15 protein-coding genes are annotated in these 15,934 nt (G+C 49.0%); 14 read left to right on the forward strand and 1 reads right to left on the reverse strand.

Annotated features, from left to right (window positions below):
• Nucleotides 1–80: 80 nt before the first annotated feature.
• From MN202_RS12200 to MN202_RS12225, 6 genes are all read left to right on the forward strand, one after another.
• Entirely contained in the window at nt 81–1,577 is a 1,497-nt protein-coding gene (locus MN202_RS12200) for a CoA-acylating methylmalonate-semialdehyde dehydrogenase (RefSeq protein ID WP_335736404.1), read from the forward strand.
• Nucleotides 1,578–1,878: 301 nt separating this feature from the next.
• Entirely contained in the window at nt 1,879–3,036 is a 1,158-nt protein-coding gene (locus MN202_RS12205) for an acyl-CoA dehydrogenase family protein (protein WP_335736405.1), read from the forward strand.
• A 181-nt stretch (nt 3,037–3,217) separates the two neighbouring features.
• Nucleotides 3,218–3,991 (forward strand): enoyl-CoA hydratase, encoded by a 774-nt coding sequence (locus MN202_RS12210; protein ID WP_335736406.1) that lies wholly within the window; start codon nt 3,218–3,220, stop codon nt 3,989–3,991.
• On the forward strand, nt 3,991–5,133 hold the full coding sequence (locus MN202_RS12215) for an enoyl-CoA hydratase/isomerase family protein (RefSeq protein WP_335736407.1): 1,143 nt from the start codon (nt 3,991–3,993) through the stop codon (nt 5,131–5,133). Before MN202_RS12210 ends, MN202_RS12215 begins: the two co-directional genes overlap by 1 nt.
• Nucleotides 5,134–5,145: 12 nt before the next feature.
• Nucleotides 5,146–6,039, forward strand: a complete 894-nt coding sequence (mmsB, locus tag MN202_RS12220; RefSeq protein ID WP_335736408.1) for a 3-hydroxyisobutyrate dehydrogenase — start codon at nt 5,146–5,148, stop codon at nt 6,037–6,039.
• Nucleotides 6,040–6,384: 345 nt separating this feature from the next.
• Complete coding sequence (locus tag MN202_RS12225) at nt 6,385–7,143, forward strand: SDR family oxidoreductase (RefSeq protein WP_335736409.1); 759 nt, start codon at nt 6,385–6,387, stop codon at nt 7,141–7,143.
• Nucleotides 7,144–7,210: 67 nt separating this feature from the next.
• On the opposite strand, the gene MN202_RS12230 is transcribed toward MN202_RS12225, so the two are convergent.
• A complete protein-coding gene (locus MN202_RS12230) occupies nt 7,211–8,752 on the reverse strand; it encodes a LytR/AlgR family response regulator transcription factor (protein ID WP_335736410.1) in 1,542 nt (513 codons plus the stop codon).
• A 158-nt stretch (nt 8,753–8,910) separates the two neighbouring features.
• On the opposite strand from MN202_RS12230, the gene MN202_RS12235 reads away from it, so the two are divergent.
• The 8 genes from MN202_RS12235 (at nt 8,911) to MN202_RS12270 (ending at nt 15,475) form a co-directional block, all read left to right on the forward strand.
• Nucleotides 8,911–10,368 (forward strand): alpha/beta hydrolase, encoded by a 1,458-nt coding sequence (locus tag MN202_RS12235; RefSeq protein ID WP_335736411.1) that lies wholly within the window; start codon nt 8,911–8,913, stop codon nt 10,366–10,368.
• 303 nt (nt 10,369–10,671) lie between these two features.
• Nucleotides 10,672–11,121: a hypothetical protein gene (locus MN202_RS12240; protein WP_335736412.1), complete on the forward strand. Its 450-nt coding sequence runs from the start codon at nt 10,672–10,674 to the stop codon at nt 11,119–11,121.
• Nucleotides 11,122–11,305: 184 nt separating this feature from the next.
• On the forward strand, nt 11,306–11,749 hold the full coding sequence (locus tag MN202_RS12245) for a nuclear transport factor 2 family protein (protein WP_335736413.1): 444 nt from the start codon (nt 11,306–11,308) through the stop codon (nt 11,747–11,749).
• 190 nt (nt 11,750–11,939) lie between these two features.
• On the forward strand, nt 11,940–13,832 hold the full coding sequence (locus MN202_RS12250; RefSeq protein ID WP_335736414.1) for a glycoside hydrolase family 13 protein: 1,893 nt from the start codon (nt 11,940–11,942) through the stop codon (nt 13,830–13,832).
• A 79-nt stretch (nt 13,833–13,911) separates the two neighbouring features.
• Complete coding sequence (locus MN202_RS12255; protein WP_335736415.1) at nt 13,912–14,247, forward strand: 5-carboxymethyl-2-hydroxymuconate Delta-isomerase; 336 nt, start codon at nt 13,912–13,914, stop codon at nt 14,245–14,247.
• On the forward strand, nt 14,248–14,709 hold the full coding sequence (locus tag MN202_RS12260; protein WP_335736416.1) for a GNAT family N-acetyltransferase: 462 nt from the start codon (nt 14,248–14,250) through the stop codon (nt 14,707–14,709). It abuts the gene before it with no gap.
• Between the two features lie 29 nt (nt 14,710–14,738).
• Nucleotides 14,739–15,050 carry a YciI-like protein gene (locus tag MN202_RS12265; RefSeq protein ID WP_335736417.1) on the forward strand — a complete coding sequence of 104 codons (312 nt, stop codon included), beginning with the start codon at nt 14,739–14,741 and terminating at the stop codon, nt 15,048–15,050.
• Nucleotides 15,050–15,475: a DUF1801 domain-containing protein gene (locus MN202_RS12270; RefSeq protein ID WP_335736418.1), complete on the forward strand. Its 426-nt coding sequence runs from the start codon at nt 15,050–15,052 to the stop codon at nt 15,473–15,475. The genes MN202_RS12265 and MN202_RS12270 overlap by 1 nt, the downstream gene beginning before the upstream one ends.
• Nucleotides 15,476–15,934 lie beyond the last annotated feature (459 nt).

Here is a 15,934-nt window from a genome sequence, read left to right on the forward strand (position 1 = left end):
AACACTTTGACTGTCAGCAGCATTAAATAATTACACAGATAACACGCTGACAGTCTCTCCAAACAATCGGGAGAAGCAACATGACACAACAGGTTAAGCATTTTATCGACGGCGAATTTGTCTCACCAACAGGTGACAAGCTAATCGCTGTTACCAACCCGGCAACACAAGACGTGATTGCGCAGGTGGCTTGCGCCACGCCAAACGAAATGGAACGGGCAATTGAATCAGCTAAAGCTGCATTTAAAACCTGGAAAGAAGTGCCGGTATCTGAGCGCGCCCGTTTAATGATGCGTTTCGCGCATTTACTAAAAGAACACCAGGGTGAAATTGCCGACATTATTTGCCGTGAACTGGGTAAAACCGTAGAAGATGCCAAAGGCGATGTATGGCGCGGTATCGAAGTGGTAGAGCAGGCCGCTAATATTCCGTCATTAATGATGGGCGAAACGGTAGAAAACGTCGCGCGCAGCATCGACACCTACAGCTATATTCAGCCGCTGGGTGTGTGTGCCGGTATTACCCCGTTTAACTTCCCGGCGATGATCCCGCTGTGGATGTTCCCGATGGCCATTGCCTGTGGTAACACCTTTATTTTAAAACCGTCTGAGCAAGATCCGATGACGGTAAATAAAATTGCTGAGCTATTCGTCCAGGCCGGTGCGCCCAAAGGCGTGTTACAGGTGGTACACGGCGCAAAAGAGCAGGTTGATGCCATTTTGCATCACCCGGATATCAAAGCGATTTCATTCGTCGGTTCAGTTAATGTTGGCCAGTACATTTACAAAACCGGTACTGACAACCTAAAACGCGTACAAGCCTTTGCCGGTGCGAAAAACCACATGGTTATAATGCCGGATGCTAACAAACAGCAGGTTATCAATGCGTTAGTGGGTGCCTCAGTTGGGGCAGCCGGTCAGCGCTGTATGGCGATTTCTGTTGCGGTATTCGTCGGCGCCTCAGCGGATTGGATCCCGGAAGTAGCGGCTGCTATCGGTAAAGTACGCCCTGGTGTTTATACCGACCCTAACGCAGCTTATGGCCCGCAAATCAGCCCGCAGGCACGTGCCCGCGTGTTGTCACTGATTGAACAAGGCAAAAAAGAAGGCGCGACCTGCGTACTGGATGGCTCTGACTGTAAAGTTGACGGTTACCCGAACGGTAACTGGGTAGGCCCAACCGTATTTAGCAACGTGACTACCGAGATGGAGATTTATAAGCAGGAAATTTTCGGCCCGGTGCTGTCAACCATGCACGTTGCATCATTAGATGAAGCGCTGAAAGTAGTGAACGACAGCCCATTCGGTAACGGTACCTCTATTTTTACGGCCAGCGGCGCTGCTGCACGTAAGTATCAGCACGAAGTGGAAGTGGGTCAGGTAGGTATTAATATTCCTATTCCGGTACCTCTGCCATTTTTCTCGTTTACCGGCTGGAAAGGCTCGTTCTATGGCGACCAGCATGCCTACGGTAAGCAGGCAGTGCGTTTCTATACCGAAACGAAGACGATTACAGCGCGCTGGTTTGATGACGATATTCAGGTGTCTGGCCCGAATATGTCGATTAACTTGCGTTAAGGGATACGGGTGAGGACCAGACTTTACTAAACTGACCGTTGGAGGCCATGGATGGCCGGAATCGAGCCCCAGGGAAGGTTTACGGCGTGTCAGTGTGTAAAGTGTGGTCCTCACTGTTCGGTGTAGGCAATCGCTTCCACCGTAACAACACGCAGACCCGCTCGGATCTCCCATCCTCGCTTTTGATCGTCTGCTTAGTTGTTCCGGTTCCGCGTTGCAATCCGATATGGACTCAGGTTCAAAAAGATTAATACGGCAAAGTACGAAAGTAATTGAGCCGATTGGATAAGCAGGACCAACTATGAATTTCAATTTAACAGAAGACCAACAAGCCTTTGTCGATGTGGCCAAACAGTTTGCCGAACAAGAACTGGCGCCACACGCAGCCCAGTGGGATCGCGATCACCACTTTCCAAAAGACGTCATTCAAAAAGCCGGTGAGCTGGGTTTCTGCTCACTGTACACGCCAGAAGATGACGGCGGTATGGGCTTATCACGCTTAGATTCGTCGATTATTTTCGAACAGCTGTCTATGGGCTGTACCGCCACGACAGCGATGCTGACCATTCACAACATGGCCACCTGGATGATTGCCAACTGGGGCACTTCAGATGCGAAAGCACAGTGGATGGAGCATTTAGTGACCGGCCAGAAACTGGCATCTTATTGCTTAACTGAGCCTGGCTCGGGTTCAGATGCAGCCAGCCTGCGCACTACAGCCAAAAAAGACGGCAATGAGTACGTATTAAACGGCTCGAAAATGTTTATCTCCGGCGCCGGTGAAACTGAAGTATTAGTAGTGATGGCGCGTACCGGCGAAGCCGGGCCTAAAGGCATTTCGGCCTTTATCGTACCGGCCGATGCCAAAGGCGTTATTTACGGTAAAGCGGAAGAAAAAATGGGCTGGAACGCGCAGCCAACCCGCTTGATCACGTTTGAAGATGTGCGTATTCCGGCGCATTACCTGTTAGGTAACGAAGGTGAAGGCTTTGGTTTTGCCATGAAAGGCTTAGACGGCGGCCGTATCAATATCGCGACCTGTTCAATTGGTACTGCACAGCAGGCGCTTAATACCGCGCGTAACTATATGCTGGAGCGTCAGCAGTTTGGTAAGCCACTGGCGGCATTTCAGGCGCTGCAATTTAAACTGGCCGATATGGCAACCGAGCTGGTTGCGGCCCGCCAGTTAGTGCGTTTAGCGGCGTTTAAGCTGGATCAAAAAGACAGTGAAGCAACAGCGTACTGTGCAATGGCGAAACGCTTTGCCACTGACGTTGGTTTCCAGGTGTGCGATCAGGCGCTGCAGTTACACGGTGGCTATGGCTACATCAAAGAGTATCCGCTGGAGCGGCATTTCCGCGATGTGCGCGTGCACCAGATTTTGGAAGGCACCAACGAAATTATGCGGCTGATTATTGGCCGACGTTTACTGGATGAAGCCGCAGGCGACATTCTGTAATCGATTTTTGGGATAATGATTTTAAGAGGCTGATGTAGCGGAGACGGGCTTGTTCTAAACCGACCGTTGAAGCCCCGGACGGGCTGAGACGAGCCCCCAGGGATGGGTTTACAGCGTGTCGGTGTGAATAAGCCCGTTGTAGCGGTAGCGCTAATTCCATAGCCCAAAGCAGGAGACAATAATGGCTCAACTAAAACTCGAAAAACGCGGCCACACGGCGCTGATTACCATGTCTAACCCGCCAGCGAATACCTGGACGGCGGAAACCTTAACCCAACTGCGTGATGCGGTTAAAAGCCTGGATGCGGATAAAAATATCTATGCTTTGGTGATAACCGGTGAGGGTGAAAAGTTCTTCTCCGCCGGTGCTGATTTAAAACTGTTTGCCGATGGCGATAAAGCTGTAGCCAGTGATATGGCACGTATCTTTGGCGAAGCCTTTGAAACTTTGAGTGCCTTTCGTGGTGTGTCTATTGCGGCCATTAATGGCTATGCCATGGGCGGTGGTTTAGAAGTCGCTCTGGCCTGCGATATCCGTATCGCCGAGCAACAAGCCCAAATGGCACTGCCAGAGGCCAAAGTCGGTTTACTGCCTTGTGCTGGTGGCACACAAAACCTGGCCTGGTTAGTTGGCGAGGGCTGGGCTAAGCGCATGATCCTGTGCGGTGAGCGTATCGGTGCAGAAAAGGCGCAGCAAATTGGCCTGGTAGAAGAGGTTGTTGCAACCGGTATGGCACTGGAAAGTGCGCTGACAATGGCGGAAAAAGTGGCCGAGCAAAGCCCGTCTGCCGTTAGCGCTTGTAAAACGCTGATTCAAAAAGGCCGCAGCGGCACTATGCAAAGCGCACTGCCGCTGGAGCGTGAACTGTTTGTCGGCCTGTTCGATACCAAAGATCAGGTTGAAGGTGTGCAGGCGTTTTTAGAAAAACGCAAAGCTAACTGGGTGAACGGTTAATGAGCGCGGTGAATGAGGTAGTGCTGTATCAGGAATTAACAGCGCAGAACGGTAAAAAAATTGGCGTAGCCACGCTTAACTCAGAAAAATCGTTAAATGCTTTAAGCCTGCCGATGGTGGAGTCATTGCTGCCAAAACTACAAGCCTGGCAGGCAGATAGCAGTATCAGCATGGTATTGCTGCAGGGCGCCGGCGATAAAGCGTTTTGCGCCGGTGGCGATATCCGCGATTTATACAAAGCCATGCTGGATAAGCCGGGCGAGTATGCGCCTTACGTCGAAGAGTTCTTTACCAAAGAGTATACGCTGGACTATTTAATCCACACCTTTGGTAAACCGGTACTGGTGTGGGGCAATGGTATTGTGATGGGCGGCGGCTTAGGCCTGATGGCTGGCGCGTCGCATCGGGTGGTTACCGCCACCAGCCGTATAGCGATGCCGGAAATGGCGATAGGCTTGTACCCTGATGTTGGCGCCAGCTGGTTTTTAAATCGCATGCCAGCAGGCTGCGGTCTGTTTTTAGGGTTAACCGGTGCCTCTATTAATGCCGCCGATGCCAAGTTTATTGGCCTGGCCGATAACTTTTTACTGCATGAGCGCAAAGACGCGCTGCTGGAAAAACTGCTCAGTATTAACTGGGGCGATACCGTAGCGCTTAACCATCAGAAGCTTAGTGATGTGCTGCGTAGTGAAGAAGAACAATGCCGTACTCAAATGCCGCTGAGTAACATCCGGCCGCATCTGGGCGACATTGAAGCATTAGCTAAACACGACAGCCTTCAAGTTGCCATTGACGCCATTAATGTCATGCAGGGCGAGGATAAGTGGCTGCAAAAAGCCAAAGAATCGCTGGCCTACGGCAGCCCGATAACGGCGCATATCGTGTTTGAGCTGCTAAAACTGGGCCAAAGCAAGATATTAGCCGACAGCTTCCGTTTAGAGCTGGGCTTAAGCGTACAGTGCGGCAAGCTGGGCGAGTTTACCGAAGGTGTTCGGGCGCTGCTAATGGACAAAGATTTACAACCAAAATGGCAATATCAAACCGTGAGCGACGTGCCGCAAAGTGTGATTGACGAGCTGTTCCGCTCGCCATGGGCGGCAAACGCGCACCCGCTGCGTGAATTAGGCCAAACGGATAACTGATTAGGAGCAAATATGGCAAAGGTTGCATTTATAGGCTTAGGCAATATGGGTGGCCCTATGGCCATCAATCTGGTGAAAGCAGGTCACGTTGTTACCGCCTTTGATTTGTCGGCAGCGGCATTGGCACAAGTAAAAGCTGAAGGTGCTGCAGTAGCTACTTCAGCAGCAGAGGCGGTTGTTGGCGCTGAGTTTGTTATTTCGATGCTGCCAGCGGGCAAGCATGTACTGGGCCTGTATTTAGGCGAGCAGGGCGTAGCGGCACATATCAGTAAAGATGCGCTGGTGATTGACTGCTCAACCATTGACGCCGACAGCGCACGTAAAGTGGGCGCAGGGCTCTCAGCGCAGGGTATTGCCTTTATTGATGCACCGGTATCCGGTGGTGTCGGCGGTGCCAAAGCCGGCACGCTAACCTTTATTGTTGGTGGTGACGTTGCGCATTTTGAGCGCGCTAAAACCGTGCTTGGCAATATGGGTAAAAACCTGTTTCATGCAGGAAGCGTGGGTGCAGGCCAGGTTGCGAAAATCTGCAACAATATGCTGTTAAGCATTTTAATGGTAGGAACCTCAGAAGCGCTGCAAATGGGCGTGGACAATGGCCTGGATCCGAAAGTGCTGTCGGATATTATGCTAAAAAGCTCGGGCCGTAACTGGACATTAGAGCTGTATAACCCTTGTCCGGATGTAATGCCCAATGTGCCATCATCAAATGGTTATCAGGGCGGCTTCATGGTCGATTTAATGGCCAAAGATTTAGGCCTGGCGCTGGAAGCGGCGATGCAAAGTAACAGCAGCACGCCAATGGGGGCACTGGCGCGCAGCCTGTACGTGGCGCACCAGCGGGCCGGTAATGGCAAACTGGATTTTTCCAGTATTTTTAAGCTGTTTGAAAAGAAAGCCGGTTAGATTTGGCTAACAGTGGCAGTTGGATAGAACGACTGCCACTGCGTACATTTTTTGTCAGACACGCCGTAAATACGTCCCTGTAAGCTCGTGTTTTTCATCCATGAAAAACACGGTCTGCCAAAAAAGTACATCCGTGTCAGTCTCTGTGCCAGCGAATAAGCTCAAGTGAATTTAACCAGAGCGGAGTTCTGAACTTCGTCTCGAATATGATGATAAGCCTGCGCGAAGATACTTTTTGCGTAAGACCGTTGGAGGCCATGGATGGCCAGAATCGAGCCCCAGGGACGGCTCGTGGCGTGTCGCAGCAAAAATGTTCGTAGCGCAGGCGATTACGGAGAAAGTCAGATGAACCTGCAAAACAAAACCATCGTTATTACGGGCGGAGCACAAGGCTTAGGCCTGGAAATGGCCCGCATGTGCGCAGCTGAAGGCGCCAAACTGGCATTGATCGATATGAATGCCGACCAGTTAGCCGCAGCCAAAGCTGAGCTGGGTGTTAGCACTTCAGTAAACACCTACATTGCTAACGTCGCGAATGAAGAACAGGTAGAAAGCACCTTTGCCCAAATTGACAACGATTTTAACGGCATTGACGGCCTGATTAACAACGCTGGCATTTTACGTGATGGCCTGCTGCTGAAATACAAAGACGGCGAGCTGCAAAGCAAGATGTCACTGGCACAGTTCCAGTCGGTTATCGATGTTAACCTGACCGGCGTGTTCCTGTGTGGCCGTGAAGCCGCTGCGGCTATGGTAAAACGTGGCACTAAAGGCGTAATTATTAATATGTCCAGCGTAGCGCGGGCCGGTAATATGGGCCAAACCAACTACGCCGCCTCTAAAGCCGGTGTGGTGGCGATGACGGTAACCTGGGCGCGGGAATTAGGCCGTTTTGGTATTCGTGTTGGCGCCATTGCTCCGGGTGTTATCCGCACGGCGATGACCGATGCGATGAAACCGGAAGCGCGAGATCGTTTAGAGAAAATGAAGCCGGTAGGGCGCTTAGGTGAGGCCAGTGAAATTGCCCATACCGCTAAATACATTTTTGAAAACGACTTCTTTACCGGCCGGGTGGTAGAAATCGATGGCGGCATTAGCATGTAAGCTGGTTTGCTGAGTCACCAAAAAAGACGCTTAGGCGTCTTTTTTGCTTTGAAGGTGCTGGCTATGCTCAACTTGTCTCTGCCGTTATAGCATTGCGTACCGACGGTATTAGACGGCGACTAACCGGGATCTGTAGACCAGTATTTAATAATAATGAAGCCATGCTGCCAGTATTCTTACCAGTGCTGGTTGTCAGCCTTTTCACCTGCTCCAAATTCACCAGATAAGAGCGGTGCACACGCAAAAAGGTATTGGGCAACTCTGCTTCCAGGCTTTTCAGGGGGCCACTGTATAAATATTGGTTGCCATCGGTCAGGTTAATTTCACTGTAATCACCTGATGCCTGACAAAAGGTAATGTTTGCCGTATTTACAATATCTACTTTGCCGGCACTGTTTATTTTTAAGGTGGCAGGTTTATCGTGTTGTATATCTTGCGCTAAGCGTAATGTCAGTTTTGCAATGCGCTCTTTGTCCTGTTGATGTTGATCAAGCTGAATATTGTAGTCCAGCGTCTGTTGAACAAATAAGTACCCTAACAGCAGCGTAATTAAGACAAAATACAGATTCTCATGAAAGTAATCTGCACTGAAGACCATAATAAGCAGAAAAATTGACAGCGCGATAGCGGCGGCAATAGCATTTCTGTCTCTGCTGAGATAGCCATTTTGGCAAGTAAATAACGCAGATATCAGTACCGGACAAAATGTTGCGGCAGTGGTTTTACTATCGAAGCCGGGTATCAGCATTATGGTTAACAAAGTAGCGGTAGCGCCGGTATAAATCCAGTGCAACGCATGGCGTTTGGCAAAGCGCTGCGCCATAAAGATCAGTAAGCAAAGCCCAAAAGTGAACGAAGATATGCTAATAGCTAACAGCCGTAAATCGTGTAATGGATAGGAATAGCTGAACAAAGCCCGGCTAATTTCACTAAATAGCTGCAACGCAGCAAACAGGCTCATAAAGGCTAACAACATGTGCCGGCTGCGCTGAATTGGTTGCAGGCTGCGAATAGCAAAATACAAGCTGGCGATAAGCACAATGCCAAGTATAACCAACATCCAGCTACTGTATCGTTGCAGGTAATGCTGCGGCGATTCATAGTGGCTGATGCCGATAAAGTGCAGCGGATGAGGCAGTGTCAGTAGGCTTTGCCACGCCGACATTTTTATAATCAACTGATTGCCGCCAGGCTGCAACACCTCAGCCGGAACGTAAAAGCGGGCATCCATATCACCTGCGATTTCATCCTGTTGATTGCCGGGCAGGCCATTGTTGCCAAGATGATGGCCGTTTAAATACGCACTGCTGGACGCTTTGGCATTTAAATACAGTGCTAACGGCGGTTTAAGCTGAACTAACTGTTGCCGGGTAACGGCCAGGTTTAATTTTAACCAGAGCGTTTTGCCCTGCGGATCAACCTCTGCCAACGCCAGGTGCTGACAAGATGCCAGGCTAAAGTTTACCGGCCAATCTGGTTGTATTGTTGCATCACACACTGTCACCGTCTGCTGGCGCAGCGGTGATATAACGCCGAAACCGCTTGCGCTGAACAGCGTGAGCAAAGTAAACAGTACGCTGGCTGTTTTCAGCTTCAGAGTTGCTAACATCGGTATCCCATTGCTTATAAGTTGTTCGACCATTTATCGAATATTTGCTACCGTTTACTGGTTTTGCATTAAAAACTGCTACCACTAATCGAATAGTACTGGGCTGTCTGCGATTGTTTCTGCTGTATTGTCAGCCAGTTAATCAACGAGAGCATGTTATGTTATCAAAACAAAAATTAATAGCGGTGCGTTTATATCTACTAAAGCTGGCGTTCTTAGTCACCGTACCGGTGTTAGCGGCTAATAACGAAACGGCAATAACCTTCACTGCCGACAATGGGAAAAGCGTCGAAGCGTACGCCGGTTCATTTCAGGTGGCGGAGAACAGAAACAAAGCAGATAGTCGCCAGCTTACTCTTCACTATGTGCGCTTTCCCGCCTTAACTGATAAACCGGCAGCACCAATAGTGTATCTCGCCGGCGGGCCGGGCGGTTCGGGTATTAGCACGGCTAAGGGGCGACGCTTTGAGCTATTTATGGCGCTGCGTCAGCACGCCGATGTAATAGCGCTGGACCAGCGTGGTACTGGTTTATCGGATGATGTGACGGCATGTCAATCCAGCCAAATCATGGATACTACTGCGGTTTGGAATGAGCAAAAGCTGGCTGCGCTACACCAACAGGCATTGACCGAGTGCATGGCCTTCTGGCAGACAGAAGGTGCTGATATTTATGGCTATACCACAGTGCAAAATGCGTTGGACATTGATGATTTGCGCAAGCATTTAAAGGCAGAGAAAGTCAGTTTATGGGGCATATCCTACGGTAGTCATTTAGCGCTGACCAGTATAAAGCTGTTCGCCCCCCAAATAGACAAAGTGATTCTGGCTAGCGCCGAAGGCTTGGATCAGACAGTAAAGTTGCCACGCTATACCGACGAGTATTTTTCCGCATTGCAGCGGGTAATAGACCAGCAGCCTGCAGTTAAATCGCGTTATCCGGATTTAACCAACACGATGCGCCGGGTACTGCAAAAGCTCGAGCAAGCACCAATAACGGTAAAGCTGGTTACAGACGATGGCCAACAAAGCGATTTTTTGTTTCAGAAGCTGCATTTGCAATTGCTTTCGTCAATGGTTATCGCCGATCCCGGTCGCTCAGTTGGTTTATTGCTGGAGCTATATCGCAGTTTGGATCAAGGTGAAACCGACATGCTGCAGTTTGCGTTAAAGCGGGGCTTTTTTTCCAACCGACCAATCACGCTGCGTATTATGCCAACTGCAATGGATATTGCTTCGGGCATATCAAACAGTCGTTTGCAGCAGTTTAGCCAGCAAAGCGCTAACTCGTTGTTGGGCGGGGTATTAAATTTCCCGATGCCACACCTGTATGGCCAGTTACCTGAGCTTGATTTAGGGCAAAGCTTTCGTCAACCGTTGAACTCAAATGTACCAACTTTATTACTCAGTGGCACACTGGACGGCAGAACTTACTTGCCCGAACAGCTGGAAGCTGTTGCAGGTTTAACAAATCTTAGCCATGTCGTGGTTGAGCATGCCGGGCATAATTTGTTTATGGCATCACCGCAGGTTGAAACGGCAATACTACAGTTTTTAACTGACGGCAAAACCGACATTAAGCAAATTACACTGCCGCTACCCGATTTTGCTAAGTAGCGACAGCTGTAACATTTGAATGAAGGGCGCTACGGCGCCTTTTTTATTATTTTAATAAAAGATTGTTATCAAATTTGTTTTTGGTGTTGTGATGGTTTGTGCTGTTTTGTTTTTATGGTGTTTATTTGTTGAATTTTATTGTTTGTTTATTGTGATTTTATTTTGTTTTCTAAGTGTAAGGTGTTGTTTGTTTTGACTTGTGGTAATAATTCGGTGGATATCTGAGGTTTTACTATACTTTTTCGTGCTCGGTGTCTGCATTTAATGTGAGCTGATTATTTCACTATGAAAAGGAAATTTAAGATGAAAAAGATTCTGATAGCACTTTTGAGCATAGCGTTCAGTTGTACCCTGCAGGCCAAAGATCGGCTGGAGGTATACAAAGATTACGATTTAGGCACGGAAATAATGACTATTACCACCGTCAAAGTAGACCCGAATATGGGCGATGTTTATCTGGCCGGTTTAAAAAATAGCTGGATCAAGGCGGTAAAATTACAGAAAGAGTTAGGTTTTATTAAAGACTGGAAAATATACGGCAGTGATCTGCCTAACAGTGGCGAATTTAATATGCTGTTGGTGGTAACGTTTAACAGCAGCGCAGACTTAGAACCCAGCAAGAAAAAGTATGATGCCTTTATGAAAAAATGGAGTGAGGCAGACGAGAAAATGTCAAATGAAACAGCGGCTAAGTATCCTGAAGTAAGAACGCTGACCGGCGAATATCAAATGCGTGAAATTATGATGAAGTAGCTCATTGTAATCATATTTATATTCTGTTAAATCGTGATAATTTAAACGCCTGTTATTGGTTACACAGGCGTTTTTTTTGCAAATTGGCAAGTACAGTAATCTGCGATAGACATTTAGCATCAAAGGCTGGCAAAGTACCGCTAAACAACTGAATTAAAGTCTATTGTAATTACAGGGGATCCTGATGAAAACCAACCTGCTGCTTGCCACTCTGCTATTAACGCCAATGCTTGTATCGCCAACACTTGCCCTGGCGGATGATAAAGCCGACCTTACTGCACTGTTAAGCGAATTTTTAGACGGTGCAACGCGCAACGATGCGGCTATTCATAATAAATACTGGGCGGATGAGCTGATCTATACCAGCTCGGGCGGCACACGCTTTGGCAAAGCTGAGCTGATGCAGGGCGTTAGCAGCCGCGGCATGCTAAAAGCCGATGAGATCGACACCGTATACAGCAGTGAAGACGTGCGTATTATGCAGTACGGTGACACCGCAGTGGTGGCTTTTGTGTTAGTCGGTAAATCTGATAAAGAAACCAAACGTTACTTAAACAGCGGTACTTTTATTAAACGTAATGGCCAATGGCAGGCAGTGAACTGGCAGGCTACGGTAAAAGCTAACTAGCAGGTAAAAGCGAACGCCGCCGGATTAATCTCTGCGGTGTTTATGTAATTAACGATAAAAGGCTTCGACGGTGCCTTTTAACGTCATCATAAGTGGCTGGTCTGATAAGGCATGAATACGTTTGCAGTACTTTGAAACCTACCGGTAATCGCGTTATAACCGATTAAAACTTGTACGATAAGGGAAGGTTATGCGCGCAATTTCAGCAGTGGTGTTATTGCTTCAATCGGTAGGTTTGGCAGGTACAGCCTATGCCAGCTGTACGCCCAATACGCCAGTCGAAAGGGGGGAGATCAGGTTAGACAGTAATGGCGAGTTTGTGCCGCAATGGGCAAAATCGGCTATCTGGTACCAGATTTTTCCTGAACGTTTTCGCGATGGTGACAGCAGCAATAACCCGACCGTGGCTGATATTGCCGGCGCTGATCCGGCTATACCACCGAAACAGTGGCAGGTGCATCCCTGGGGCAGCGACTGGTACAAGCGTCAGCCCTATGAGCTTGCCAACGGCGAAGCAGAACTTAACACCCATTTGTTACGCCGGCGCTACGGTGGCGATTTACAGGGCATTATAGATAAGCTCGATTATTTAAAACAGATGGGCTTTAACGCCATTTACCTCAACCCGGTGTTCGATTCGCCCTCGTTGCATAAGTATGATGGTGCCAGCTATCACCATATAGACCCGAACTTTGGCCCGGATCCGGTTGGCGATCGTAAGCTGATGGCTACGGAAAACCCGCTCGATCCGGCAACCTGGGTTTGGACTAAAGCGGATGAGCTGGCGCTGGAGTTAATCGCCAAAGCCAAACAGCGCGGTATCCGTATCATTTTTGATGGTGTGTTTAACCACATGGGCATCAACAGCTTTGCCTTTGTGCACTTGAAGCAGCATCAACAGGCTTCCCCCTATAAAGACTGGTTTTATGTCGACAGCTTTGCAGATGCCGCCGCAGGGACAAGCTTCTCTTACAAAGGCTGGTTTGGCTTTCAGTCGTTGCCTGAACTGCGGGAAGATGAAAATGGTATTGTCGCCGGGCCTAAAGCCTATATTTTTGCCGCGACCGAGCGCTGGATGAACCCCAAAGGTAAGGGCACCGCTTATGGCATCGACGGCTGGCGGCTGGATGTGGCGTTTTGTGTCAGCCACAAATTCTGGCAGGACTGGCGGCGTCATGTAAAAGCACTTAATCCAGACGCTTATCTAACAGCAGAAATTATTGACAGTGCCGACAAGGTGCAACCCTATTTGCAAGGCGATGAATTTGATGGCGAAATGAACTACAACTTTGCCTTTACCGCGGCCGAGTTTTTGTTTAACCCGCCGCCAATGTCGATAACCGCAACGGAGTTTGATGCCAGGTTAGAGCAGTTGCGGGGGTTATATCCAAAAGGTGTGGCCTATGTCACACAAAACTTGTTTGGCAGCCATGACTCCAACCGCATAGGCTCGCATATTGTAAACCGGGGTATTGCCAATTTCCGCGATTGGGGCGGCTATTTTAAAGCGTCCTCAGTTAGCACGTCGCCTCTTTACAAAGTGCGTAAACCGACAGCAGACGAGCTGCAATTGCAAAAGCTGTTTGTTACGCTGCAAATGACCTATGTCGGTGCGCCTATGGTGTATTACGGCGACGAAGTGGGGATGTGGGGCGCCAATGACCCTGACGATCGCAAACCAATGATCTGGCCGGATATTCGATACGAAGATGAAGTAACCAACCCCGATGGCAGTAAGCGTGCACCGGATAAGGTGGTGGTAAATACCGATTTACAGGAACACTATAAACAGCTGATTGCATTGCGGCATAATTTACCGGCATTGCGCCTGGGCAGTTACCGTACGTTAGTGGCTGATGATGCAAAGCGGGTATTTGCCTATGAGCGCGAGTATCAGGGGCAGACGGTCTGGGTAGTATTAAATGCCAGTGAGCAGACACAGCAGTTGGTACTGCCGGATGCGGCACAGCGGCATTGGCAGGAACTGCTAAGTGCGCAGCCACTTCACAGTGTGCAGGCAAAGTTACCACTTAGCGTGGCCGCACAATCGGCATTGGTGTTATTGGCACAGCCAAAACTGTAGTAACCGGGGTATTCCGCTTGCCGCAAGGTAGAGCTATTATTCACGGCCATAACAGAGTTTTTATTGGCAGGAGTTGGCAATGCCACATTGTATTGTTGAGTATTCAGCAGCACTGGAAGCTAAAACGATTTTAACGGCGGTGTTTGAAGGTGCACTGCAATCAGACCTGTTTGAGCCGGGTGGCACAGACATTAAAATTCGGGCTCAGCCTTACCAGCAACATTTCAGCGGTGCCAAGCATTGCGATTTTATCCATGTGCAGCTAAAAATTTTAAGCGGCCGAAACTTAGCGCAAAAACAGCATTTATCGCAATGCGTGCTGGAGCAGTTGCTTAAGCTCGACCTGGTAAGCTGCTCACATACCGTTGAGGTAATAGATATTGAGCGCGCCAGCTATGCTAAAAAGGTTAGCTAAATGCAGATCAAACTAGATGATTTATCCGGCGGTGAAGTGATTACCTTACTGCAAGAGCACCTGGCTGATATGTATGCCACATCACCGCCCGAAAGCGTACATGCGCTGGATATTGAAGCGTTAAAAGCCAGCAATATCCGCTTTTTCAGTGCCTGGCACGACAACACTTTAGCCGGCTGTGTCGCCATTAAAGCACTGGATAGCCAGCAGGCGGAGCTAAAGTCGATGCGTACCAGCCATGCATTTCGTGGTAAGGGAATAGGGCAGGCGTTATTGCAGTATATTATTAACCATGCCAAAGCGCAGGGCTTTGCTGTGCTTAGCTTAGAGACCGGCACCCAGGACTACTTTGCCCCAGCCAGAAATTTGTACCGTAAGTTTGGCTTTAGTGATTGCGGCCCTTTTGGCCAGTATAAGTTAGATCCCAATAGTCATTTTATGACACTAAGCTTGCGCGATTAACAGCCAGCTAAGCTAAAAAGGACAGCCAGATGCATTTTTTGCTAATGTACGACACCGCACCAGACTATTTACAACGCCGTGCAGAATTTCGTTCTGCGCATCTGGCACTGGCCTGGCAAGCCGCAGAGCGAGGCGAGTTATTACTGGCTGGTGCTGTCGGCGAGCCGGCAGACAGCGCCTTGTTACTGTTTCGCTGCGACAGCGCCGATATTCCAGCGGCTTTTGCCAAAGCCGACCCTTACGTACTAAACGGTCTGGTCAGCCGCTGGCAGGTTAAGCCCTGGCAGACGGTAGTGGGCGAGGGCGCAACGAATCCGGTGAAACCAGAGGCTGCAGGCTAATGGCAGAGGCAAAAACCAAAGCAACCAATGCCAGCGTTGACGAATACCTGGCCAGCCGCGCCAATGCGCAGCAACTTAGCGATTGCCATCAGCTCATTGCTTTATTTGGCGATGTAACCGGCGAAGCGGCAATTATGTGGGGGCCAAGTATTGTTGGTTTTGGTCGCTACCGTTATACCTACGACAGCGGCCACAGCGGTGAAGCCCCACTTGCCGGCTTTGCCATTCGCGGCCGTGATATTGTTATTTACCTGCTGGCCGAAGGCGCAGGGCAACAGCAATTACTGCAACAGCTGGGCAAGCACAAAATGGGTAAAGCCTGTTTGTACATCAAGCGTTTGGCTGATCTGGATATAGCGGTACTAAAGCAACTCGCACTTAACTCAATTGCAGAATTACAGCAGCGCTACGGTGCGGCTGGCTGATATTAGCCAGAGTTTTCAATCGCAACCGGATAGCCGGATAACACTTGGCAGGCTTGGAATAAAGAAGGCGGAACGAATAAATACCAAGCCTTCGCAAAGTACCAAAATATATCGTGGCAAGTTGGATGGTCTTTAATGTGCAAGAAGCAGACATCCTTTTTGCTATCACACTCGAGATTTAATAACTGTATTTATATCCAATTGCTTGCTAGAGCCACACGATCTTTGTTAGACGGAACAACCCGTATTTGTCGCCTACACAAATATAATCAGTACCGATAAGTTATTGTAAGTTTTAAAGAAGCGGTGTAGTGTTCTGTACATTAAATTTACAAAGGCGGAAAAGTCTGTGTTTAAATACGGATTTTTCTGCCTAATAAGTTGTTGAACTAAGCCGCTGCGCGGAGCTCTCAGCCACTACCTGTTATTGAACCACACTTACTCCGGGAATGTTCCCAA

Source organism: Rheinheimera muenzenbergensis (genome assembly GCF_036984005.1).
In the GTDB taxonomy this organism is placed as follows: domain Bacteria; phylum Pseudomonadota; class Gammaproteobacteria; order Enterobacterales; family Alteromonadaceae; genus Alishewanella; species Alishewanella muenzenbergensis.